Genomic DNA, 20836 nt, shown 5'->3' on the forward strand with positions numbered 1-20836 from the left:
ATATTCCTTGTCATTCAATGACACGTCATGTAAGTTGAGGCCATGACTTCATCTTCCACGCTTGAAAGATCTGCCGGAGAACGGCTTATACCTGTCCGATGGACCCGTGCGCAGTGGATGCTGCTCCTGGTCCTGTGCACCGTTCTGGCGCTCGATGCGCTGGACGTATCCATGGTCGGTGTGGCACTGCCCTCGATTGGCACCGAACTCCACCTTGGAACCGAATCCCTCCAATGGATCGTCTCCGCCTACGTGCTCGGCTACGGAAGTCTTCTCCTGCTGGGCGGCCGGATGGCGGATCTCCTCGGCCGGCGCCGCATCTTCCTCATTGCCCTCAGCGTCTTCGCTGCCGCGTCCCTGCTCGGCGGACTGGTGGACGACCCCGCCCTGTTGATCGCCACCCGCTTCGTCAAAGGACTGGCCGCGGCGTTCACGGCTCCTGCCGGCTTCTCCATCATCACCACCAACTTCCCGGAAGGGCGCGAACGAAACCGCGCCGTGTCCATCTTCACCACCTTCGGCGCAAGCGGCTTCTCACTCGGCCTGGTCGTCGGGGGTCTCATGACTGCCATGAGCTGGCGCTGGACCTTCCTGGTCTCGGTACCGGTGGCAGTCGCCGTCGTGATTCTTGGCCTGAAGTACATCCCCCGGGACAACGCCGCCGGCCAGGCCGAAGGCAGGGATCAGGACAGCGGGCATGACGTCTGGGGCGCGGTCACGCTCGCCGCCGGCATGCTGGGGCTGGTGTACACGCTGGTTTCGGCACCTGGGAACGGCTGGGGATCTGTGGCAACTATCGCCGGATTCGTGGCCTCTGCAGCGGTGCTGGCAGCGTTCGCCGTAATCGAAAACCGCGTCAGGCACCCGCTGATCCGGTTCAGCATCCTCAGGGAAGGCTGGGTTGCCCGGGCCAACCTCAGCGCGGTGGGGCTGTTCGGCTCGTATTTGAGTTTCCAGTTCATCCTCACGCTCTACCTGCAGTCCGTGCTGGGATGGAGCCCGCTGGGCATGGCTCTGGCACTTCTTCCCACTGGCCTGCTGGTGGCCTCGAGTGCACCTTTCGCGGACCGGCTCATTGAAAAGTTTGGCGCCCCGCGGCTCATTCTGACCGGCCTGGCGTCGTTGGCGCTCGGCTATGTGCTGTTCCTGCGGGTGGGCACCTCGCCCAACTACGTGACGGACATCCTGCCGTCGGTCCTGCTACTGGGCATCGGCTTCGCCCTCGCCTTCCCGTCCATCAACGTCCAGGCCACCGCGGGCATCCGAAATTCGGAACAGGGCCTGGCGGCCGGCCTGATCCAGACCAGCACGCAGGTGGGGGCCGCCCTGGTTCTGGCGGTCACCACGGCGATGGTCAGCGGTCACGGCAACGCGTCCGACGGCGGCGCCGGCGTGAATGCGGCGGCAATGCTGGAGCAGTACCGTCCCGGCCTGATCCTGAGCGCAGCCGTGGCCATTGCGGCCCTGGTCATTGCCGCGACACCGTCCCGTCGCCGGAACCGGTCGCGGCAGACCACTGAGCGGCCTCAGCCGTGACTTCGGCCGAGGCGGGCGTTTACCAACGTCCGCCTCGGCCGAACCGTTACTCAGCTCCAACGGGGGATGGAGGTCCTCGGCAATGCCGGCGTATCCCTTGTCGAGCTGACCTTCCTCCACGGTGCCGGCCGACACCGTGGTGTCCGCCCTGGCCTCGCCGTATTCCCGTCCGTTGGTGCTGAAGCGCATCATGCCCGCGCCCGGCCGTCCGTCAGCTGATCAGCAGCCCCAGCGCCTCGGTCAGGTGCCCGACCTCCCGGACTGAGAACCCGGTGGGGACCGGCCCCGGTCCGTTGGGGCTCGCCGGAACCACCGCATGGGTGAATCCGAGCCGGTGGGCCTCCTGGATGCGCTGGTTGATGCCGGGCACCGGGCGGACTTCGCCAGCCAGGCCCACCTCACCGAAGGCAATGAGACGCTGCGGCAATGGTTTCTTGGCTTTCGCCGAGGCCACGGCCAGCGCGACGGCGAGGTCCGTGGCGGGCTCGCTGAGCCTCACGCCGCCCACGGTCGCCACGTACGAATCATCCTTATGCAGCAGACAGCCCGCCCGCTGCTGCAGCACGGCCAGCAGCATGGCAACCCTGGAGCTGTCCAGCCCGCTGGTGGCCCGGCGGGGCTGGGAGCTGGAGCTTTCGGCCAGCAGGGACTGCACTTCGGCCAGCAGCGGCCGGCGCCCTTCCAGGGTCACTGTGATGCAGGTGCCGGACACCGGTTCCTTGGTCCGCGAGACAAACAGCCCGCTGGGGTCGGCCAAGCCCACGATCCCGTCCTCGTTCAGGTCAAAGCAGCCGACGTCGTCGGTGGGCCCGTAGCGGTTCTTCACGGCCCGCAGCAGCCGCAGCCGGGAGTGCCGCTCGCCCTCGAACTGGCAGACCACGTCCACGAGATGCTCGAGCAGGCGGGGTCCGGCGATGGAACCGTCCTTGGTCACGTGCCCCACGAGCAGCGTGGTCATGTTGCGGCGCTTGGCCGAGGCAATCAGGGAGGCGGCAACCTCGCGCACCTGGGACACGCCGCCGGCGCTGCCCTCCACATCGGCGCTGCTCAGGGTCTGGACCGAGTCCACCACCAGCAGCCGCGGCTCGAGCTTCTCCACCTGCCCCAGGGCCTGGCCGAGGTCGGTTTCGGCAGAGAGGTACAGGGATTCGGCGACGGCGTCTATCCGGTCCGCGCGGAGCTTCACCTGCGCCGCGGATTCCTCGCCCGTGATGTAGAGGACATCCTGGGCGGTGCGGGCAAACTTGGCTGCGACGTCCAGCAGCAGCGTCGACTTGCCCACGCCGGGTTCGCCGGCGAGCAGGATGACGGCGCCAGGAACCAGCCCGCCGCCCAGCACGCGGTCAAGCTCGTCCACACCGGTGGGCAGGAAGGCGGCCGTGGTCGCGTCAACCTCGGCGATCCGGCGGGCCGGCTCCAGGACGGTGGTGGCCGCCGTCGTCCGCGCCACGGCGCCGCCGGTCTCCTCAACGCTGCCCCAGGCCTGGCACTCGCCGCAGCGGCCCACCCACTTGGCCGCGGTCCAGCCGCATTCGGCGCATTTGTAGCCCGGCGCCTTGGGCGCACGGGAAGTCTTGGTAGCCATTGCTCCACCCTATCCGCGGCCGGCGACAACCACGGGCCGGGAGCTACAGCGGCGGCAGGATCTCCCGGGCTTCCTGGGGATCCATGCCGGTGGCTTCGAGCAGGTCCACCATGAGCGGACGGAAGAGCATGACCACCGTCTCGCCCTCAAGCCGCTGGACGTCCAGCAGCCGGGGGTGCAGCCTGCCGGCGATCTCGCTGAGGTCCGTCCTGGCCGTCCGCAGGTGCGCGCGCCGGACGCCGTCATGGACTTCGGCCAGGCCCAGGGACAGATCGTCGACGGCATCGGCGGTCTCCCGCAGGACCTCGGCGATGTTCTGGGTGGCCTCGTCCGAGAGCGCTGCATGGTTGATGGCGCTGGTCAGGCGGCGGGCAAAGACCCGGCTGTTGCGCAGCGCGAGGTCGATGTAGTCCAGCGACTGCTCCATCCGGTCCAGCTCGTCCCGGTGCCGACGGTAGGCGGGAGCCAGGGTGGCCACCTCGCCGGAGGCGCGCAGGGACTGGCGCATGGCGTCGACCAGGGGCTGGCAGTTCCGCCCGCGGATGAGCGCATGCCAGGCCTGGGTGGAGTCGCTGTAGCTCAGGGCGGAGGCGCATTCCCGCAGCACCTCGGCGAGCTCGTGCAGGAGCTTCTTGACGTCATTGCGGGGTTCCCGGCGCGGGTCCTTGGGAATGAGGATGGTCACCAGCAGTGCGAACACGCCGCCCACGACGGCGTCGATGCTGCGGGTGAACGGCCCCCCGGCTGGCGCGGGCAGGAGCACCACCAGCAGGGACTGCAGACCCAGCTGGGTGGTGAAGATGGTGCCGCTGTCCAGGAACCGCGCCAGCAGGATGGAGAAGAGCAGCACGACGGCGGCCTGCCAGATTCCGGCGCCCAGCCAGTGCAGCAGCAGGTCCCCGACCACGATCCCGATGGTGCAGCCCAGGCCGACTTCCACGACGCGGCGCAGCCTGGGATCGCGGGAGAAGCCGAGGGCAATGAGGGAGGAGGTGGCCGCGAAGAGCGGTCCGGTATGGCCCAGGACGTATTCGGCGAAGGCGTAGGCCCCCACGGCGCAGGCGGTCATCTGCATGGCCGGCAGGAGCGAGTTCCGGCTCCGGACGATGCCGGTGCGGACGCGGCCGCGCAGGAATCGTGCGCTTACGGAAAGTCCAGTCGCGGAGGCCATGTCCTCCAGTCTATTTGCTGGCAACGGCCGCACGTGCCGCCGGCTGCCAGTACGGCTGCGGCGCAGTGAGCGCAATGGCAACCCGGCAGATGTAAGCCAAGGTACCGGCGTCGTTAACCCCCCGTTCACTTTGGACGGCAATTCTCTTCATCTGGGGCACCTACCTTCGATAGAGGTACAAACCGTACGCATCCTTGTGTCCGGGCTTCTCCGGCCCGGCACGAATAGAAAATCCCTGGAAGGGGTACATCCAGTGAAGGCACTCCGCTTCGGCCGCCACGCGGCTATCGCTGTCATCGCAGCCGGCGCACTCGCGCTCACCGCCTGTGGTTCCGACAACGCAACGGGCACTGCCGCAGGCACGCAGTCCGCTGCCGCAGGCACCAAGGTCACCGGCACCCTGACCGGCATCGGCTCCTCCGCCCAAGGTGCAGCCATGGACGTGTGGAAGACCAACTTCGCCTCCGCAAACCAGGGCGCCAACGTGCAGTACTCCCCGGACGGCTCCGGTGCCGGCCGCAAGGCCATCCTGGACGGCTCCGCGCAGTTCGCCGGCTCCGACGCTTACCTCAAGGACGATGAGTACGCCAGCTCCATGGCGAAGTGCGGCCCCGAGGGCGCCCTCAACATCCCGGTCTACATTTCCCCGATCGCGGTGGCCTTCAACCTGCCCGACATCAAGGAACTGAAGCTCGACGCCGCCACCGTCGCCAAGATCTTCCGCGGCGAGATCGCCAAGTGGAACGACCCCGCCATCGCAGCCCTGAACCCGGACGCCACGCTGCCGGACCTCAAGGTCACCCCGGTGAACCGCTCGGACGATTCCGGCACCACCTCCAACTTCACCGATTACCTTGCCGCCGCTGCCCCCGAGGCCTGGACCGACAAGTCCGCCGGCATCTGGCCCGCAGCCCTGAAGGGCGAGAACGCCAAGGGCACCTCCGGCGTGGTGAAGACAGTGACCGACACCCCGGGCGCCGTGACCTACGCCGACGACTCCGCCGTCAGCGGCAAGCTGGGCATCGCGCAGATCAAGGTCGGCGATTCCTTCACGAAGATCTCCGCCGACGCCGCTGCCAAGGCAGTCGACGCCGGCAAGCCGGTTGAAGGCCGCAACGCCAACGACCTGTCCATCAAGCTGGACCGCACCACCACCATCACGGGCGCCTACCCGATCGTGCTGGTCTCCTTCCACGTTGTCTGCAGCACCTACGACAAGCAGGAAACCGTCGACCTCGTGAAGGGCTTCGATAAGTACGTGGTTTCCGACGCCGGGCAGAAGGCAGCCGCCGACGCCGCCAAGTCCGCCCCGCTGTCCAAGACCCTGCAGGACAAGGCCCTCAAGTCCATCGAGTCCATCAAGGTCAAGTCCTAGGGATACCTTGCGCTGACAGGCATAGTGGAAACACCAGCCTGATCCAGGTTCCCTGTCCCGGTACGGCCGTCACCGACGGCCGGCCGGGGCAGGGAACCGACGTGTTTGTCCGAAGTACCCAAAGATCTGAAGGATCGTGAAGTGACCACCACCTCCCTGACCACGTCCCGGGGCGCAGGCCGCACCGGAGACAAAGTCTTTTCCGCAGCCACCTTGGCCGCAGGGTGCCTGATCCTGGCCGTGCTCTTCGGAGTGGCGCTCTTCCTCGTCATCCAGGCCATCCCCGCCCTCGTGGCCTCCCCGGACAAGATCCAGGGCGGCGAAGGCTTCTTCGCCTACATCTGGCCGATCGTCATCGGCACCCTCATCGCAGCCGTCATCGCCCTCGTGATCGCCACCCCGGTCGCGATCGGCGTCGCGCTCTTCATCTCGCACTTCGCCCCGCGCCGGCTCGCGTCCGCCCTGGGCTACGTGATCGACCTGCTGGCCGCCATCCCCTCGGTGGTCTACGGCGCCTGGGGCGCCGCCTTCCTGGCCAAGGAAATCACCCCGGCCTACAACTGGCTGGCCAACAACATGGGCTGGCTGCCGATCTTCCAGGGGCCGGCCTCGGCCACCGGCAAAACCATCCTCACCGCAGGGATCGTGCTGTCCGTCATGGTCCTGCCCATCATCACCTCCCTGACCCGTGAGATTTTCCTGCAGACCCCCAAGCTGCACGAGGAGGCCGCGCTGGCGCTCGGCGCCACCCGCTGGGAAATGATCCGGATCGCCGTGCTGCCATTCGCCCGCCCCGGAATCGTGAGTGCGGTGATGCTGGGCCTCGGACGCGCGCTCGGCGAGACCATGGCCGTCGCGCTCGTGTTGTCCTCCGGCGCGCTCACCGCGAGCCTGATCCGCTCCGGCAACCAGACCATCGCCGCCGAAATCGCCCTGAACTTCCCCGAGGCCAGCGGGCTGAAGGTCAGCACGCTGATCGCCGCCGGCCTGGTGCTGTTTGTCATCACCCTCGGCGTGAACATGATCGCCCGCTGGATCATCACCCGGCACAAAGAATTCTCGGGAGCCAACTAAATGACCTCCACCCTGACCCCCGTCCAGAAGCGCTCGGCCCTCACCAAGGGCCAGTTGCCGAAGTGGGCCCCCTATCTGGTGCTGGGCATCGCCCTGATTCTCGGTGCTGCCATCCTGGCCCTGATCGGTTTCAACGCCTTCGGCTGGGGAATCGTCTCCGCCATCCTCTTCGCCGCCGGCCTCGTCGGCTGGAGCGCCGTCGTGGAGGGCTCACGCCGGGCCAAGGACAAGCTGGCCAGCTGCCTCGTCGTGGGCTCCTTCCTGGTCGCCTTGCTGCCGCTGATTTCCGTGATCTGGACCGTGCTGGTGAACGGCCTGCCCGGGCTCACGGACCCCGGCTTCCTCACCACGTCCATGAACGGTGTCACCGGCGCCTTCGACAACAAGAGCGTCGAGGAAGGCGCCCCGGTGGTCGGCGGCATCTTCCACGCCCTGATCGGCACCCTGCAGATCACCCTGCTGGCGACCGTCATCTCGGTGCCCGTCGGCCTGCTGACCGCCATCTACCTCGTGGAGTACGGCAACGACCGTCCGCTGGCCCGCGCCATCACGTTCTTCGTGGATGTCATGACCGGCATCCCCTCGATTGTGGCCGGCCTGTTCGCGGCGGCCTTCTTCTTCGCCGTAGTGGGGCCGGGAACCAAAACCGGTGCCGTCGCCGCCGTCGCACTGTCCGTGCTGATGATCCCGGTGGTGGTGCGCTCCAGCGAGGAAATGCTCAAGATCGTCCCCAACGAACTCCGCGAGGCGGCCTACGCCCTGGGCGTCCGCAAATGGCGGACCATCCTGAAAGTGGTCATCCCGACGGCGATCTCCGGCATCGCCTCGGGCGTCACCCTCGCGATCGCCCGGGTGATCGGCGAGACCGCCCCGATCCTCGTCACCGCCGGCTTCGCCACGTCGATCAACAACAACGTGTTCGGCGGCTGGATGGCCTCGCTGCCCACCTTCATCTACACGCAGATCCTGAACCCCACCTCGCCGTCCAACCCGGATCCGTCCTCCCAGCGCGCCTGGGGAGCCGCCCTGGTGCTCATCGTCCTGGTGATGCTGCTCAACCTCGGCGCCCGCCTGGTTGCCCGCATGTTCGCCCCCAAGACCGGCCGCTAGCCCGGCGCGCCAACTCTTCAGCCCGTACCTCCAGCAAGTGAAGGAACATCATGTCTAAGCGCATCGACGTCAAAGACTTGAACGTCTACTACAGCAAATTCCTCGCCGTCGAAGACGTCAACATCAACATCGACGCCAAGTCCGTCACCGCCTTCATCGGCCCCTCCGGCTGCGGCAAGTCCACTTTCCTGCGCACCCTGAACCGCATGCACGAGGTGATTCCCGGCGCCCGGGTTGAAGGCGAAGTGCTGCTCGACGGCGACAACCTCTACGGCCCCGGCGTGGACCCGGTGACCGTCCGCTCGCAGATCGGCATGGTGTTCCAGCGCCCCAACCCGTTCCCCACGATGTCCATACGCGACAACGTGCTCGCCGGCGTGAAGCTGAACAACCAGAAGATCTCCAAGGGCGAGGCCGATGCCCTGGTGGAGCGCTCCCTGCAGGGCGCCAACCTCTGGAACGAGGTCAAGGACCGGCTGGCCAAGCCCGGCTCCGGCCTGTCCGGCGGCCAGCAGCAGCGCCTCTGCATCGCCCGCGCCATCGCCGTGGAACCCCAGGTCATCCTGATGGACGAGCCCTGCTCGGCGCTGGACCCCATCTCCACGCTCGCCATCGAGGACCTCATCAATGAGCTAAAGGACCAGTACACCGTGGTGATCGTGACCCACAACATGCAGCAGGCCGCGCGTGTTTCGGAAAAGACCGCGTTCTTCAACATTGCCGGCACCGGAAAACCGGGCAAGCTGATCGAATACGGTGACACCCACACCATCTTCAGCAACCCGACGCAGAAGGCGACCGAGGACTACGTCTCGGGCCGTTTCGGATAAACACCCGATATACCAATAATGGATCATCGGTCGGTCGGTCGGCCGATTCGCTTCACCGCCCTGGTGCACGGATCGCCGCGGCAAGCTTCAGCTGGCAGCTATCCTCGAAGGTGTTGACGAAGGCCGGGGATGGCGAAGTCGACCTTGCCATAGCCGGCTGATTCGATCAGGCCGGCTGCAATCAGTCTGTTTCGGTACTTGGACACCACGTTGGGTTTGGATTTGATGATGAGCCCGATCTGGCTGGCTGCTGATGGGCCGTCCTGCTCGGCCATGGCATGAAGGAATTCACGGTCCTTGTCGGAGATGTCCGATAGCGCGGACTCCACGACAACCAGGGTGTTCCGTCGCTGCGCGGCGGCGACGGCGGTGCGAACGCTGTTCTGGTCCAAGGTCCAGTCGGCCTTGTCGGCTTCCATCCAAAGGTAGTAGCCAACGAGCTGAATGAGGAAAGGGTAGCCCTCAGTGGCCTCCGCTGCCTCGTTAACCAGCTCCGGAGAGACGTCGATGCCCCCTTCGCTGAAAAGTTCCCGGTAGGACGCGGTGACCTCGGCGATTGCTGCCTCGTGAAGGTTAATCCTGTCGGCTCGCCGCAGGAAGGTGGCCACACCTTCGTTAAGCAGATCGGACACGGCCGACGGGAGGCCAGCGAAGATCAGGCCGATGGGCAGCCCGTCGCGGATGAAGTGCTGCACGTCGGCGGCGAGCTGTGAAATTTCAGTCCGGTCGACGGCATGGATTTCATCAATCGTGATGACCAGGCCTGTACCTTTGGCTTCCAGCAGCCGCAGCAATTCCTCCCCGGTCCGGCGCCAATCCGGAATGCGTTCCTGGGCGAGTTGGGTGGTCAACCCGAACCCTGCCGCCGAGAAGGCGGTGATCTTCCGTGTGGGCGGGCCGTCCCCGAGCTCGTCGACAAGGCGGAGCATGTCGTCGCCGATCTTAGCCAGGAAACCGGGATTGGCTGTCCGGGAGATCACGGCCCAGCCGTGGTTTCTCGCGATCGCTTCTGCAGCGCTCAACATGACGGTCTTGCCGATGCCCCTGGACCCGGTAATGATGGTGAGGAGTCCGGGAGCGCCCGAGCCCTGCTGCAGGCCGTACTCGAATTCGTCCAGGAGCCCGGCCCGCCCGATCAGGTCCGGCGGGGTGGCTCCGGCGGTCGGTTTAAAGGGGTTCTGCACCGGGGCCTCCGGGGTGAAAGTAGGTGAAACTGGTGAACGTGGTGAAACTTCGCCCAGCGTACCACTCGGCGTTGGCCGCCTGTGCCGCGAGGCGCCTCGGCCGCGATCTGTTCCTCGTTGCGGGCGATCTTCGCCGGATCCGCGTCGGTGGCGGTCAGCAGTCCACTCCTAAAGTCCCGCGAGCGGCGAGAGCGAGAGTTCCAGCACGAACGCGACGGCTGCGGTGACGATCGGCGTGAGCACCCAGAAAGCCAGGATGCGCATCACGAGCCGCCGGTTTGTGGCGGGGAATCCCTGGTTCGTGCCGGCCCCCAGCACGGCAGTGGTCACGGTATGCGTCGTGGAGATGGGCCAGTGCAGCCCGATCGCGCCGACGAGCAGGATCACCGAGCTGTAGAGCTGGGCGACGAACCCGCGCAGCGGATCCATCCGGATCAGCCGGTAGCCCACGGTGTAGGAAATCCGCCAGCCTCCGGCCAGCGTCCCTGCCGTCAGCATGGACGCGGTGAGCAGCGCCACCCAGATCGGCACGGAGCCGACGTCGGACAGCCCGGCGGCCAGCAGGGCAAGGATCAGCACGGCGCCGGTCCGCTGTCCGTCCTGCAGCCCGTGGGCGAACGCGACAACGCCGGCGGCGATGGCCTGGGCCCGGCGGGACCGGCTGTTGACGACGTTCGTGGGTGTGTAGCGCGCGGCCCAGGTCGCGGGCCACACCAGCAGATAAGCGCCCGCGAACGCAATGGCCGGTGACAGCAGCAGGGGCAGCACCACCTGGAACAGCAGGGAATTATCCACACCGGCGACCGAATGCCCGCCCACCGCGACGCTTGCGACGCCGGCGCCGGCCAGGCCGCCCACCAGCGCATGGGTCGATGAGGACGGGATCCCGCGCCACCAGGTGTAGACACCCCAGGCGGCGGCGCTGGCGAGGCCCGCCATAAGGATGGTCAGGCCGTTCCGCCCGGCCGGCAGCTGGATCCAGCTCCGGCTGACTTCCAGCGCCAGGGTGGCGCTCAGGCCGGCGCCGATGAAGTTGAATAGACCGGCCAGCAGTACCGCGACGGTGGGGGTCAGGGCCCGTGTCCGCACCGCCAGGGCCACGGACGTGGAGGCGTCCCTGAAGCCGTTCAGGAAGGCAAACGCCCCGGCGAAAATCACCACCAGGGCAAAGAAGAACCCCGTCACCTCAGGATTCCTTGACGATGATGCTGCCTACCTGGGTGGCAATCCGCCGCATATCCTTGGTGACTTCCACGAGCTGGTTGGCGATGTCGCGGTTGCGCGCGTACTGGGCCGACTTCATGTCATTGAGCATGTCCGCCACCCAGACTCGGTGGGTCCGTTCCGCGCGCTTGGCCAGCCGAAGGATCTCGATCCAGTAGTCCTCGAGGTCGTCCAGGTTGTTGAGCCTGCGCATGGCGTCGACGGTGAGCTCGGCCTGCCGGCTGATGATCTCCAGCTGGTCCGCGGCCCGCTTGGGCAGGCGGTCCAGCTTGTACAGGGACACGAGCTCGGCCGCGGCGTCGAGTTTCTCCATTGCCTCGTTGAGGTAGCGGGAGAGCGCGTACATGTCTTCGCGGGGGAGCGGGTTCACGAAACTGGTCCGCATGTGGGTCAGCAGGGCAAAGTGCAGCTCGGCGGACTTGGCCTCGTGGTTGTGCATGTCCTCCACGAGCCGGCCGTGTTCGCTTGCCGGGGCGCCGAGGATTTCCGAAAGAGTGCCGGTGGCGAGCACAATCTGCCGTGCCAACAGGGAAAGTAGGTTCAGCCCGGCGGGCTCCTGGGGAAAAAGGCGCAGCTTCACGTGGGGTCACCGGTCTTCGGGAGGGAGATGCTGGGGTGTTGTCTGCCGGCCGTGTGACTTGACGATGACCCGCGCATGAGGATTACTTTACCGGCAGCGTTGCGGGGGCCGGGAAACCGTCAAAAGAGGCTCGGGGAATGTGACGCCGGCCAGCAAAAGGGCAGAAAAAATGGTGCCGAACCGGATACGCCTCTCGGCGGTAGGCCGCTCTAGGCGGCTAGATGTTGAAGCCCGGGGGTTTCGCGGTTCGGCACCGCTTTTAGTGTTCTACGACAGTTGCACCAAGTCAACGTTGACAGTCCGGCGTCGGCGTGTGTACGGGGCCGCGGCCGGTGTCAGTCCGGTTCGCCTCAGTCCGGTTCGCGTCAGTCCAGTTCGCCCAGCCGCCAGGCATTGGCGGCGTGTTCCAGGTCCTCGGCGGTCTTGACCAGGAGGTGCGAATTGCGTGTGAGCTTGCTCGCGTGGTTCTCATTGCTGTGCTCGGCACCGTCGGCGAGGGTTGCCTGGCCCAGCGCCACGACGCGGCAGAAGGCTGCGGAACGTTCCAGCGCGACGTCGAACTCGCCGTCGAACGCTCCGGAGAGGATGGCATCCGCCATCGACTTCATTTCATCCGCCCCCGGCGGCTCGGCAGCGCCGGCCACCACATGGGAAACCTGCGCCGTGTCCTTGCCCGCCTTGAAGTAGACCGAAATGCGCTCCGGGTCCTGGATGGTGGCGGCGCGAAGGGCGTACAGGCGCCACAAGGCGCCCGGGAGCGAACGTGCCGGGCTTTCGGCCCACATCTCGGCAATGGCGTCCAGTCCCTGCTCATCGGCGAGTTTCACCAGCCGCTTGGTGATTGTGGGGTCATCGCTGTCGCGTCCGCGGCGGACGAGCGCCTGCGCAGCGAGGTGGGCGGCCTCGGAGATGCGGGCCGGATCGGCGCCGCCGGCGAAGGGCTCAAAGTCGATCGGCGCGAAGGGCTTCGGCTTGTGGTGCCGGTGCGGTCCGGGGCTGCTGGATGCTGCTTGCTCGCTCATGCCACCACGCTACTCCTGTGCTGTGCGGGAATCGACCATGGGGCCGGCCACCGGCACGGGGCAGCTGGGACAGTGACGGCACGACGGCGGCGCACCGCCGTCGTGCGCAAATCCGGCTCCGGTCTGGGGTACAGTGTTAAGGTCCAGAAATGGACTGGGCTGATCGGCTCCTGAGCCGCGGATTGATCCGCGATTCAAGGGCTGTTGGCTGGGGCCTTTAGCTCAGTTGGTAGAGCATCGGACTTTTAATCCGTGGGTCGTGGGTTCGATCCCCACAGGGCCCACCCCGTCGCAGGTCAGAGACAATTTGCCTCTGACCTGCTGTCGTTTAAAGCCGGCGACCCCACGGAGACGCAACGCTTTCATTTGATCATTCCGTGCATGCGGGCTTCCTTCCCGCCGTCTTGCTAGGATTCAAACAAGGACGCCGTCCCGTGCCCGGAGCGCCTGAAAGTCCCGGCGAGCAATGAAACCGACGGCTCCGATCAGCAGGATCTCCGTCGGCAAGGATGCCTGCTTGCTACAGGCCGCGAATGAGTGAAATCCGGGAGCCAGACCGAATTGCAGAGTTGGGGTTCATTTATGGTCCTTCAGGATCGCGCCAAGGCCACCCGTGAGGCGATAATTGCCGGAGCTGCAGCGGTCTTTGAGGAGCACGGCTACGGCAGCGCCAGTCTGACCCAGGTATCCGATGCGGCCCAGGTGACCAAGGGGGCGCTCTACTTTCACTTCCAGTCCAAGGAAGATCTGGCCCGAGCGGTCATCGAGGAGCAGCACCGGATCGTCGTGGCTGAGAGCGAAACTCTCCTCGCCGAGGACCGGCCCGCCCTGCCCGCCATGATTCTCCTGTGCCGCGTGTTCGGGCTCAAGCTGGTGCACGAACCTGTCGTCAGGGCAGGCATCCGTCTCACGCTGGAAGCAACAGCATTTTGCCAGCCGGTGCAAGCCCCGTACGAGGACTGGATAGCGGTCATGAAGCAGCTGACCGATCGGGCCAAGGGAGAGAAACAGGTACGATCCTCCGTCGACTCCGTGGCTCTTGCCAGATACATTGTTGCATCGTTCACCGGGGTTCAGATGGTCTCCGGCGTCCTGACCGGGCGCGCTGATGTCATGCAGCGGATTGAAGAGATGTGGTCCATCCTGCTTCCCGGGATCATGCATGAAGATTTTCACGAGGACCCGCAGACCCTGTCCAGACTGGTTGCCACCGAAATTCCCGTGCCGCGAGGGGCGAGGATGGATTCCTCGGCGTGATGCCTGCGACTGCCCGCAGCAGCCTTGCGGCGCCCTGCCGCGGAACCTCTAGTTCTGGCTGGCCATAGCTTGGACGGGGCGCTGTCCCCGTGGAGGTCGAAGGCCGGCGCCAGCGAGCCCCGGCGGAGGGCGACGAACCAGCACACCAGGATGGCGAGGGCGCAGAAGACTCCGGCGCTCGAGGCCATGATCCAGAGCCCGGGCGTCTGGATGTCCAGGTTCTCCGCGCCCAAGGCGGTGCCGATGGTCTTCGGCGAGAACAGGAACACGAGCACGGAGATGCCCAGAACCCCGCCCATCAGCCAGCGCGTGACCGGGTAGCGCCCCGGCGTCTCGCGCAGGGTCCAGGCGAAGGCCGGCAGGACGGCCGCGACCCACACCCAGTGGTGGGACCACGAGACCGGGCTGATCAGCAGCATGGTGAGCGCCGTCGTCGAGATGGCAACCACCCGGGCACCCTGGTCGCTGGCGGTCTTGATGATCACGGCGGCCAGCACCACCACCAGCAGGCTCAGCGCCAGCCACGGCACGGTGACGGCTGCCGCGGGGACGCCGAAGTGCAGCAGGGCACCCTTGAGGGACAGGTTGTCCACGTAGCCCGCGCCGCCGATCCTTGAGGTGTCCGGCAGGATTTCCAGCCAGAACTGCAGGGATTCGGCGGGGCGCAGCAGAAACCCGGCCAGCACGGTGGACGTGAATCCCGCTGCCATGTTCAGCAGTCCGCGCCAGTCCTTGCGCATCAGGAAGTAGAGCCCGAAGACCAGGGGTGTGAGCTTGATGCCCGCCGCGACGCCGACCAGGAAGCCGCCGCCGGGGAAGCCCCGGGTCCAGCGCGGGTTGCGGGCCAGCAGGTCCGCGGCCATCAGGCCCATCAGCAGGATGTTGATCTGGCCGAACGCCAGGGTCTCGCGCCACGGGCCGAGGTTCAACACGGCCAGGACCATCAGGGCCGCAGCCAGGCGGTTGCCGGTGGAATGGAATGTTCTACGCCAGTCCGCCTTGGCACTCCAGTAGCGGACGCCGCGCACCGCAACCCAGAGCGCAACCAGGACGCCGGCGGTGTTGAAGAGGTTCAGGGCGAGCTTTTCCGGAAGCTGGGCCAGCAGCCCGAAGAACAATGCGGCGAACGGCGGGTAGGTAAAAGGCAATCCTGGACCGCCGGCCCAGGCAACGGAGGGTCCGTAGAGGCCTGACGCCGCCGGGCCAGCCTCATTGAGGATCTTGCCGCCGTGCCAATAGACGCTGAAGTCGATCCCCTGCTTTGACCAGACGCCGAGCCAGATAACCACCAGGGCCACCAAGCCGGCAAGGGCCAAGGGCGCAGTCAGCCGGTTGGCGAGCGGAGGCAGGGCCGGGAGGCCCCACGACCGGCGCCCCGTCCAGCTCCAGGTCCTGCCGGGCCGGCCGGGCCGGTCCGGGCTGGAGTCCGGCACGGCCTCAAGAGAGGGCACGGCAGACGGTGCGTTCGTTTCTTCGGCGTCGAGCAGTGCCATTCGTGTATCCCCCAATTTTGACTGCCGATCCGGCACGTCCTCGAAGCCCCCGGCCTATCGGTCGCTACTAAACCGGACAACCGTCTTGTTTCATCCTACCGAAGCCAGATCAAGACGCCGTATCCGGCGGCGCGCCGTCATGTCCATCCTTTTCCTGAGGCGGCCGGCCAGGCGGCGCTGGGATGCGGCTGTTTCCAGCCCGAACCCACCCCGGGCCCACAGATGCGCAAGTTAGCGGCGTAAGCCTGAGTGGTGCGGCTGAGTGCCCTGTGATGCCGCCCAACTGGCGGCCGCCGCGTCTCCTAGAAGCGGATAGCGTCGATCACCTTGACGCGGACAGCCACGAACGCCGGTATCGCTCCGGCTATCGCACCGACGAGGACGGCTGCCCCCAGGCCCAGCATGGCAGCCTCGATCGGAAACGCCGGGTATTCACTCAGGCCGGGAGCGATTTTGGACTCGATCCATGGGTTCTTGACCACGGCAACGGCCAGCATCACTCCGGCCATCCCGGCCACCGCCGTTGCCACGACAGACTCCATCATGACGCCAAGGAAGATCCGTCGGGAGGTGGCCCCAAAACTTCGTCTTATGCCGATCTCGCGCACCCGGTACCGCACGGTGACCATTGAGATGTTCAGCATGCCGACAGCTCCCAGGAGCAGAACGAGCCCGGCGATGCCGCCCACAGCCAACTGCACTGTCGCGAATGGGTCTCCCTGGCTGGCGTAGTCCATCCGCTCGACCTGGGCCTGCATACCCGGGAACTGCAGTTGAAGGTCTGACGTGATGGCCGCCTTGAGCGCATTTGCCTGGCCGTCCTGGACCCAGAGTTTGAACTGCCCGAATCCTCCCCCGGAGCCGGCGGAGACCCCGGCCCGGTCCGCGGCGCCCGTCAGCATAAAGGCAGTCGGCGGTGACTCCGGGTACGGATCCGGAACCACGCCGATCATGACCGCCGTGGTCTCCTGGGCGGCGAGCACTTTCACCTTCGGGTTTGTGGTCAGGTTTGGCCGTCCAGCGGCATTGTAGAACGCCTCGGAAACGACCAGCGCTGGGGCAAGACGTTCCTCGTCTTGAGCCGCGAACCAGCTTCCTTGCCTGACGTCCAGCCGGTGAATGACGCCGTAGCCGGGATCCACGACCTGGAGCTGAACTTGCTGCACGCCGCGAGGAAACTGGAACGGCTGCTGCGCCTGGGCCAAATGTGTGTAATGCGTTATCCCGTAGCGCTGGATGATGCCCCGGTAGGCTTGCTCGAGTTTCTGCGGATCCGGCTGACTGGGGCCGAAGACGCCGATGCCAAGCGTCGCCGACCGGCCGCCGTTGCGTTCGGAGCTCGCTGTGAACCCCTCACGCGCCAGATTTCCCACACCGACCACGGAGGTCAGGGCTGCAACCGAAAGAGCCACTCCCAGCAGTGCCAGAAGTATGCGTGTCTTGTTGATCCACAGTTCCTGCCACGCCTCCACCAGGGCCGAGGCTACCCCGGTCATGCTGGCATCACCGCCGGGACCTCGGCCGGGGTCAGAACGCCCGATTCCAGGCGGTAGCAGGCTCGCGCCAGGGCCGCGACATTGACGTCGTGGGTGATGGTGATGAGGGCGGCTCCAGATTCCGTCGCCACGGTGTCGAGCAGGGCCATGACCGCCTGTCCCGTGTCCACGTCAAGCGCCCCTGTGGGTTCGTCCGCCAGGATCAGCCGCGGCCGGCGGACGAGGGCCCGGGCTATCGCCACTCTCTGCTGTTCACCGCCGGAGAGCATATTGGGGTGGGTCTGCGCACGCGCGGCGAGACCCACCCGGTCCAACATATCCATGGCGATTTCCCGGCGGCGCCAGAATGTGGCCCCGCGGGCGTACAGGAGGGGCGTGATCACGTTGTCCAGTGCGCTGCGGCCCGGCAGAAGATTGAACTGCTGGAACACGAAGCCTACCGACGAGCCCCGCAGCTTGGCCCTTGCGTTGCCCCCGAGCTGCTGCACAGGAGTTCCCAGGAAGCAGAGTTCGCCGCTGGTGGGCAGGTCCAGTAGTCCGAGCAGGTTCAGCAAAGTTGACTTGCCACACCCGGATCGCCCGATCACTGCGGTGTGGTCGCCGCTGAAGACGGCGAGATCCACGCCCCGGAGAATGTGCAGCTCCTGATCATCGGGCAGCCGGACGGTCCGTGTCACGCCCTTGAGGGTCACCAGTTCCTCCACAGTCAACCTCCGGCCGGGAAAGAGCCGGGCCCGGCGAAGCCCGGGCCCGGCTGCACCTGCGCCGGTGCGCCGGGAATGAACTCGAGGACAGATTCCCCTTCGGCCAGGCCGGAGACGATCTCCACCACCGAGCCGTCGTTGAGGCCCAGCTGAACCTTGCGCTGTTGAGGCTGCCCGGCACCGTTTCCTGCGGGCTGTCCTGGAGCGGCGCCCGGGGCTGCGTCCGGGGCTGCGCCTGCGGTAGCAAGCCAGACCGATCCTTCCTTCACGCTCCCCTCCACAGAAGTAAGCGGCACGGTGATGACGTCGTTTGCCTGGCCGGCTGTCACTGTCATCGTCGCGCCCAGTCCCGCGAACACCTCCACCCCGGCAGGGACGGCGCAGCTGATGGTTCCGGTGGGTGTGCCACCCTGTTCGGGGGCCCCGCCTCCGCCGGGGATGGCTGCGGCGTAGGGGACGGACCGGGCCGCGCCTCCGGAAATTCCGCCCGAGCCGTTCCCGCCGGCGCTCCCTGCGCTGCCGCTGTCCGCGCTCTTCAACACCACGGAGGAACACTCGAAAGGAGCGGGGCCTCCCACGACGGATATCCGTGCGGAACCGGGCTTGGCCAGCAGCCGGTACTGTTGTGCGGCGTCGACTGATCCGCCGACGGTGAAGGTCCCTGGATTGACGGTCCCGGTAGATTCGCCCACGCCCACCTGCTGGTCAATGAGGACCTATAGGCACTCGCCGCCGGGGCGTGGATATTCAGCAAGCCGCCGCGGACGCAGTCGGTGTTGTCAGCCAATCAGTTCGAGCTAGGCGGCATTGGCCGGCCCGTTGCGGCGGCCGTCCGCTTGCTGCCTGCGGTGTTATGTCCGTTCCCGGCGGGCCGGCCGTCCCGTCAGTTGCCGTCGGCACTCCGAGCTGTCCCTCGCGCAGCGCTTGGTGGGATTCGCGGCACGCTCAGCCCCGGCCTGGTGGGGTCGAAAGTCCCATACACTCCGATCGGAGCATGACCTACACTTCCGGGCAAGGGACTCTGGGGTTTCTGGCTCTACTCATCCGGCGAGTGCATTGAGCGCCCCGACCAGAGAGTGAACATCATGGACCCTCCAACCATCCCATCCCGTCTCCTGCCTGGGTCCAGGCCATGAAGGCGACCAGGAGGACGCGCTGCACCAGGCCTTTCCACTCGGACAGTCCGCTCCCGTGCTGCTGGCTCATCTTGAGCAGGACGATAGCGAGGCTGAGGAAAGCACCGGTGGCCAGTGTCCACCCCGCCAGCGGGCGCCAGGCCGGTTCGCTGCGGAAGCGCCGGTAGAAGACGAAGCAACTGAGGGGCGCCGGGACGGTCAGGCCGCCAGACCAGCCATCCCCGTGGTGGTGCAAGCATTCCCGGGCGCCAGGACGCTGAGCCTGCAGTCGGCCTGGAACGGATCAATATGCGCGGGCAGGTGATGGGACTGCGAGCAGGCGCGCAGTTGTTCCATGGCGGCGGGCTCGACGCTGGCGCGGGTCATGTCGATTTCCACGGCGAGGCCTTCCATCAGCGCGTTGGCACGTTTGACGATGACGTAGAGGGCCTGAATGCTTTGCGCCGTCACGCGGCCCTGGGCCGCGATCTGGGCGTGGGCGCAATCGAGGTCCACGCGGACCAGGACGCTGAGCTTGTCTGTCATGGTACTCCTTACCCTTTGTGGACGGCCGCGACGCTGCGGCCGCCCACGCAAGCGTAGGCACGAACTGTGACGAACGCAACAGGGATATTGGGTATGACGTGCTCACATGCAGAGCGGCGAAGGCGATTGGCACCGTTCTTGGAGTCGCCATGAACGGGTTCCGCATTCGCTGTATCCGTGGAGGCCAATTTGCGTTCATAATGGCGAAATGAAGGCTGTGGAGACTCCTCGGGCCAGCCCGCGCTGACACGGCACTGAAGAGCTCCCCGGCGGCCGCCCCGGGCGTCGCCGACAAGCCGGATGGGCCCCGGAAAGCGCGGATGAAACGCGAAGACCAGGTTCGGGGGAGAGCACCGCCATCACTGCCAAGAAGGAGATATCAGCATGCTGAAGGAACTCGACATCATCGCGGTCCTGCCGGCGAAGGACATGGCCAGGGCGAGAGGATTTTATCGGGACGTGCTTGGGCTCGAGCCCGCGGACGCCATGGACGAGGAGAATCTGCTCTACCGCTGCGGGAACGGAACAGCCTTCCTGCTCTACAAGACCGACAATGCGGGCACCGCAAAAAATACCCAGATGGGCTGGGGGACCGACAACATCGAGGGGGAGATCGAGGAACTGCGGGGCCGCGGCGTCGTCTTCGAGGAGTACGACATTCCGGGCCTGAAGACTGAGAACGGCATCGCGACGACCCCGGTGGGGAAGGCCGCCTGGTTCACCGATACCGAAGGCAACATTCTCAACCTCTTCCAGCGCCAGTAACCGCACCGTTGAGGTCTGGGTCAACCGGGCCTCGTTGGTGGCCAAAGAGCCGGGCAACACTTACCTGCGCAAGGAGAAGCTGTGACCACTCCGCCGTCCGTCATTGTGTTCGATGTTAATGAAACTCTCTCCGACATGTCCCCCCTCGGGGCACGGTTCTCCGACGTCGGTGCCCCTGCACCGCTGGCCACGCTGTGGTTCGCCACTCTGCTGAGGGACGGGTTCGCCCTTACCGCGGCCGGGGACAACGGCCGGTTCGCCGAGATCGGGGCCGAGGTTCTGCGCGGAGTCCTCGGCCGGCTGGCTCTGGACGGGGGCCTGGATCAGGCGGTAGAACACGTCATGGCCGGCATGGCAGAACTGGGGCTGCATCCTGACGTACCCGAGGGCGTCCGGGCACTTAAAAGCGCCGGGTACCGGCTGGTGACCCTGACGAACGGGTCCACTTCGGTTGCTGAAGCGCTGTTCACTCCGGCCGGGATCCTTGGCGAGTTCGACCTCCTGCTCTCCGTCGAAGACGCTTCGGGCTGGAAGCCGGCCCGGGCAGCCTACGAGTACGCAGCCGCCGCCTGCGAGGTGGCACCGGAGCAGATGATGCTGGTCGCCGTCCACCCCTGGGACATTCACGGCGCCGCCCGTGCGGGGCTGGCCACCGCGTGGATCAACCGGTCCGGGAGTGCCTACCCGGGCTACTTCGCTGGGCCGGACCACACCGCGGAATCGATCGGCGACCTTGCCGTGGTTCTGGCGCGGGCAGCCATGCCGTAGT

Annotated in this window: 19 protein-coding genes and 1 tRNA gene; 9 read left to right on the forward strand and 11 right to left on the reverse strand. The window is 66.3% G+C overall.

Features of this window, described 5'->3' with window-relative positions; translation table 11 throughout:
• Window positions 1-117: 117 nt before the first annotated feature.
• A complete protein-coding gene (locus ACQCSU_RS12705; protein WP_426975672.1) occupies window positions 118-1536 on the forward strand; it encodes an MFS transporter in 1419 nt (472 codons plus the stop codon).
• Window positions 1537-1747: 211 nt separating this feature from the next.
• Here ACQCSU_RS12705 and radA read toward each other — a convergent pair whose 3' ends face one another.
• Window positions 1748-3121 (reverse strand): DNA repair protein RadA, encoded by a 1374-nt coding sequence (gene radA, locus ACQCSU_RS12710; RefSeq protein WP_426975673.1) that lies wholly within the window; start codon window positions 3119-3121, stop codon window positions 1748-1750.
• Window positions 3122-3164: 43 nt separating this feature from the next.
• A complete protein-coding gene (locus tag ACQCSU_RS12715) occupies window positions 3165-4292 on the reverse strand; it encodes an FUSC family protein (RefSeq protein WP_426975674.1) in 1128 nt (375 codons plus the stop codon).
• A gap of 253 nt (window positions 4293-4545) precedes the next feature.
• Here ACQCSU_RS12715 and pstS point away from each other — a divergent pair, with 253 nt between their 5' ends.
• The 4 genes from pstS (at window position 4546) to pstB (ending at window position 8681) form a co-directional block, all read left to right on the forward strand.
• Window positions 4546-5667 carry a phosphate ABC transporter substrate-binding protein PstS gene (gene pstS / locus ACQCSU_RS12720; protein ID WP_426975675.1) on the forward strand — a complete coding sequence of 374 codons (1122 nt, stop codon included), beginning with the start codon at window positions 4546-4548 and terminating at the stop codon, window positions 5665-5667.
• 141 nt (window positions 5668-5808) lie between these two features.
• Window positions 5809-6741 carry a phosphate ABC transporter permease subunit PstC gene (pstC, locus tag ACQCSU_RS12725; protein WP_426975676.1) on the forward strand — a complete coding sequence of 311 codons (933 nt, stop codon included), beginning with the start codon at window positions 5809-5811 and terminating at the stop codon, window positions 6739-6741.
• The gene (pstA, locus tag ACQCSU_RS12730) at window positions 6742-7851 is read left to right on the forward strand and encodes a phosphate ABC transporter permease PstA (RefSeq protein WP_426975677.1); all 1110 of its coding nucleotides are present in this window, start codon (window positions 6742-6744) and stop codon (window positions 7849-7851) included.
• A 50-nt stretch (window positions 7852-7901) separates the two neighbouring features.
• Entirely contained in the window at window positions 7902-8681 is a 780-nt protein-coding gene (pstB, locus tag ACQCSU_RS12735; protein ID WP_426975678.1) for a phosphate ABC transporter ATP-binding protein PstB, read from the forward strand.
• A gap of 98 nt (window positions 8682-8779) precedes the next feature.
• On the opposite strand, the gene ACQCSU_RS12740 is transcribed toward pstB, so the two are convergent.
• The 4 genes from ACQCSU_RS12740 to ACQCSU_RS12755 all read right to left on the reverse strand — a co-directional run bounded on the left by ACQCSU_RS12740 (window position 8780) and on the right by ACQCSU_RS12755 (window position 12691).
• Window positions 8780-9865, reverse strand: coding sequence for an ATP-binding protein (locus ACQCSU_RS12740; protein WP_426975679.1), 1086 nt, complete (start codon window positions 9863-9865; stop codon window positions 8780-8782).
• Between the two features lie 168 nt (window positions 9866-10033).
• Complete coding sequence (locus ACQCSU_RS12745) at window positions 10034-11050, reverse strand: inorganic phosphate transporter (RefSeq protein ID WP_426975680.1); 1017 nt, start codon at window positions 11048-11050, stop codon at window positions 10034-10036.
• Window position 11051: 1 nt separating this feature from the next.
• Window positions 11052-11669 (reverse strand): DUF47 domain-containing protein, encoded by a 618-nt coding sequence (locus ACQCSU_RS12750; protein WP_354238480.1) that lies wholly within the window; start codon window positions 11667-11669, stop codon window positions 11052-11054.
• 365 nt (window positions 11670-12034) lie between these two features.
• Window positions 12035-12691 carry a hypothetical protein gene (locus ACQCSU_RS12755; protein WP_426975681.1) on the reverse strand — a complete coding sequence of 219 codons (657 nt, stop codon included), beginning with the start codon at window positions 12689-12691 and terminating at the stop codon, window positions 12035-12037.
• Window positions 12692-12902: 211 nt separating this feature from the next.
• On the opposite strand from ACQCSU_RS12755, the gene ACQCSU_RS12760 reads away from it, so the two are divergent.
• Window positions 12903-12975: transfer RNA gene (locus ACQCSU_RS12760), tRNA-Lys, on the forward strand.
• A gap of 298 nt (window positions 12976-13273) precedes the next feature.
• Window positions 13274-13948 (forward strand): ScbR family autoregulator-binding transcription factor, encoded by a 675-nt coding sequence (locus ACQCSU_RS12765; protein ID WP_426975682.1) that lies wholly within the window; start codon window positions 13274-13276, stop codon window positions 13946-13948.
• Here the strand turns inward: ACQCSU_RS12765 and ACQCSU_RS12770 are convergent.
• From ACQCSU_RS12770 to ACQCSU_RS12790, 5 genes are all read right to left on the reverse strand, one after another.
• The gene (locus tag ACQCSU_RS12770) at window positions 13864-15441 is read right to left on the reverse strand and encodes a glycosyltransferase 87 family protein (RefSeq protein WP_426975683.1); all 1578 of its coding nucleotides are present in this window, start codon (window positions 15439-15441) and stop codon (window positions 13864-13866) included. The two genes, ACQCSU_RS12765 and ACQCSU_RS12770, sit on opposite strands and share 85 nt — an antisense overlap.
• A gap of 302 nt (window positions 15442-15743) precedes the next feature.
• Window positions 15744-16937 carry an ABC transporter permease gene (locus tag ACQCSU_RS12775; RefSeq protein WP_426975684.1) on the reverse strand — a complete coding sequence of 398 codons (1194 nt, stop codon included), beginning with the start codon at window positions 16935-16937 and terminating at the stop codon, window positions 15744-15746.
• Window positions 16934-17632 (reverse strand): ABC transporter ATP-binding protein, encoded by a 699-nt coding sequence (locus ACQCSU_RS12780; protein WP_426979786.1) that lies wholly within the window; start codon window positions 17630-17632, stop codon window positions 16934-16936. Before ACQCSU_RS12780 ends, ACQCSU_RS12775 begins: the two co-directional genes overlap by 4 nt.
• 11 nt (window positions 17633-17643) lie before the next feature.
• Window positions 17644-18333, reverse strand: coding sequence for a hypothetical protein (locus tag ACQCSU_RS12785; protein WP_426975685.1), 690 nt, complete (start codon window positions 18331-18333; stop codon window positions 17644-17646).
• 642 nt (window positions 18334-18975) lie between these two features.
• A complete protein-coding gene (locus ACQCSU_RS12790; RefSeq protein WP_426975686.1) occupies window positions 18976-19302 on the reverse strand; it encodes a hypothetical protein in 327 nt (108 codons plus the stop codon).
• A 384-nt stretch (window positions 19303-19686) separates the two neighbouring features.
• Here ACQCSU_RS12790 and ACQCSU_RS12795 point away from each other — a divergent pair, with 384 nt between their 5' ends.
• Both ACQCSU_RS12795 and ACQCSU_RS12800 read left to right on the forward strand, forming a co-directional pair.
• Entirely contained in the window at window positions 19687-20067 is a 381-nt protein-coding gene (locus tag ACQCSU_RS12795; RefSeq protein WP_426975687.1) for a VOC family protein, read from the forward strand.
• A gap of 81 nt (window positions 20068-20148) precedes the next feature.
• On the forward strand, window positions 20149-20835 hold the full coding sequence (locus ACQCSU_RS12800; protein WP_426975688.1) for a haloacid dehalogenase type II: 687 nt from the start codon (window positions 20149-20151) through the stop codon (window positions 20833-20835).
• Window position 20836: the final 1 nt, after the last annotated feature.

Origin of the sequence: Pseudarthrobacter sp. O4 (assembly GCF_050157025.1) — a bacterium.
GTDB lineage: Bacteria > Actinomycetota > Actinomycetes > Actinomycetales > Micrococcaceae > Arthrobacter.

Bases quoted from the DNA above. Each gene is read 5' to 3' on its own strand.
- ACQCSU_RS12705 (WP_426975672.1), top strand. From the start codon at position 118: ATGCTGCTCCTGGTCCTGTGCACCGTTCTGGCGCTCGATGCGCTGGAC.
- radA (WP_426975673.1), bottom strand. From the start codon at position 3,121: ATGGCTACCAAGACTTCCCGTGCGCCCAAGGCGCCGGGCTACAAATGC.
- ACQCSU_RS12715 (WP_426975674.1), bottom strand. From the start codon at position 4,292: ATGGCCTCCGCGACTGGACTTTCCGTAAGCGCACGATTCCTGCGCGGC.
- pstA (WP_426975677.1), top strand. From the start codon at position 6,742: ATGACCTCCACCCTGACCCCCGTCCAGAAGCGCTCGGCCCTCACCAAG.
- pstB (WP_426975678.1), top strand. From the start codon at position 7,902: ATGTCTAAGCGCATCGACGTCAAAGACTTGAACGTCTACTACAGCAAA.
- ACQCSU_RS12755 (WP_426975681.1), bottom strand. From the start codon at position 12,691: ATGAGCGAGCAAGCAGCATCCAGCAGCCCCGGACCGCACCGGCACCAC.
- ACQCSU_RS12765 (WP_426975682.1), top strand. From the start codon at position 13,274: ATGGTCCTTCAGGATCGCGCCAAGGCCACCCGTGAGGCGATAATTGCC.
- ACQCSU_RS12770 (WP_426975683.1), bottom strand. From the start codon at position 15,441: ATGGCACTGCTCGACGCCGAAGAAACGAACGCACCGTCTGCCGTGCCC.
- ACQCSU_RS12775 (WP_426975684.1), bottom strand. From the start codon at position 16,937: ATGACCGGGGTAGCCTCGGCCCTGGTGGAGGCGTGGCAGGAACTGTGG.
- ACQCSU_RS12790 (WP_426975686.1), bottom strand. From the start codon at position 19,302: ATGACAGACAAGCTCAGCGTCCTGGTCCGCGTGGACCTCGATTGCGCC.
- ACQCSU_RS12795 (WP_426975687.1), top strand. From the start codon at position 19,687: ATGCTGAAGGAACTCGACATCATCGCGGTCCTGCCGGCGAAGGACATG.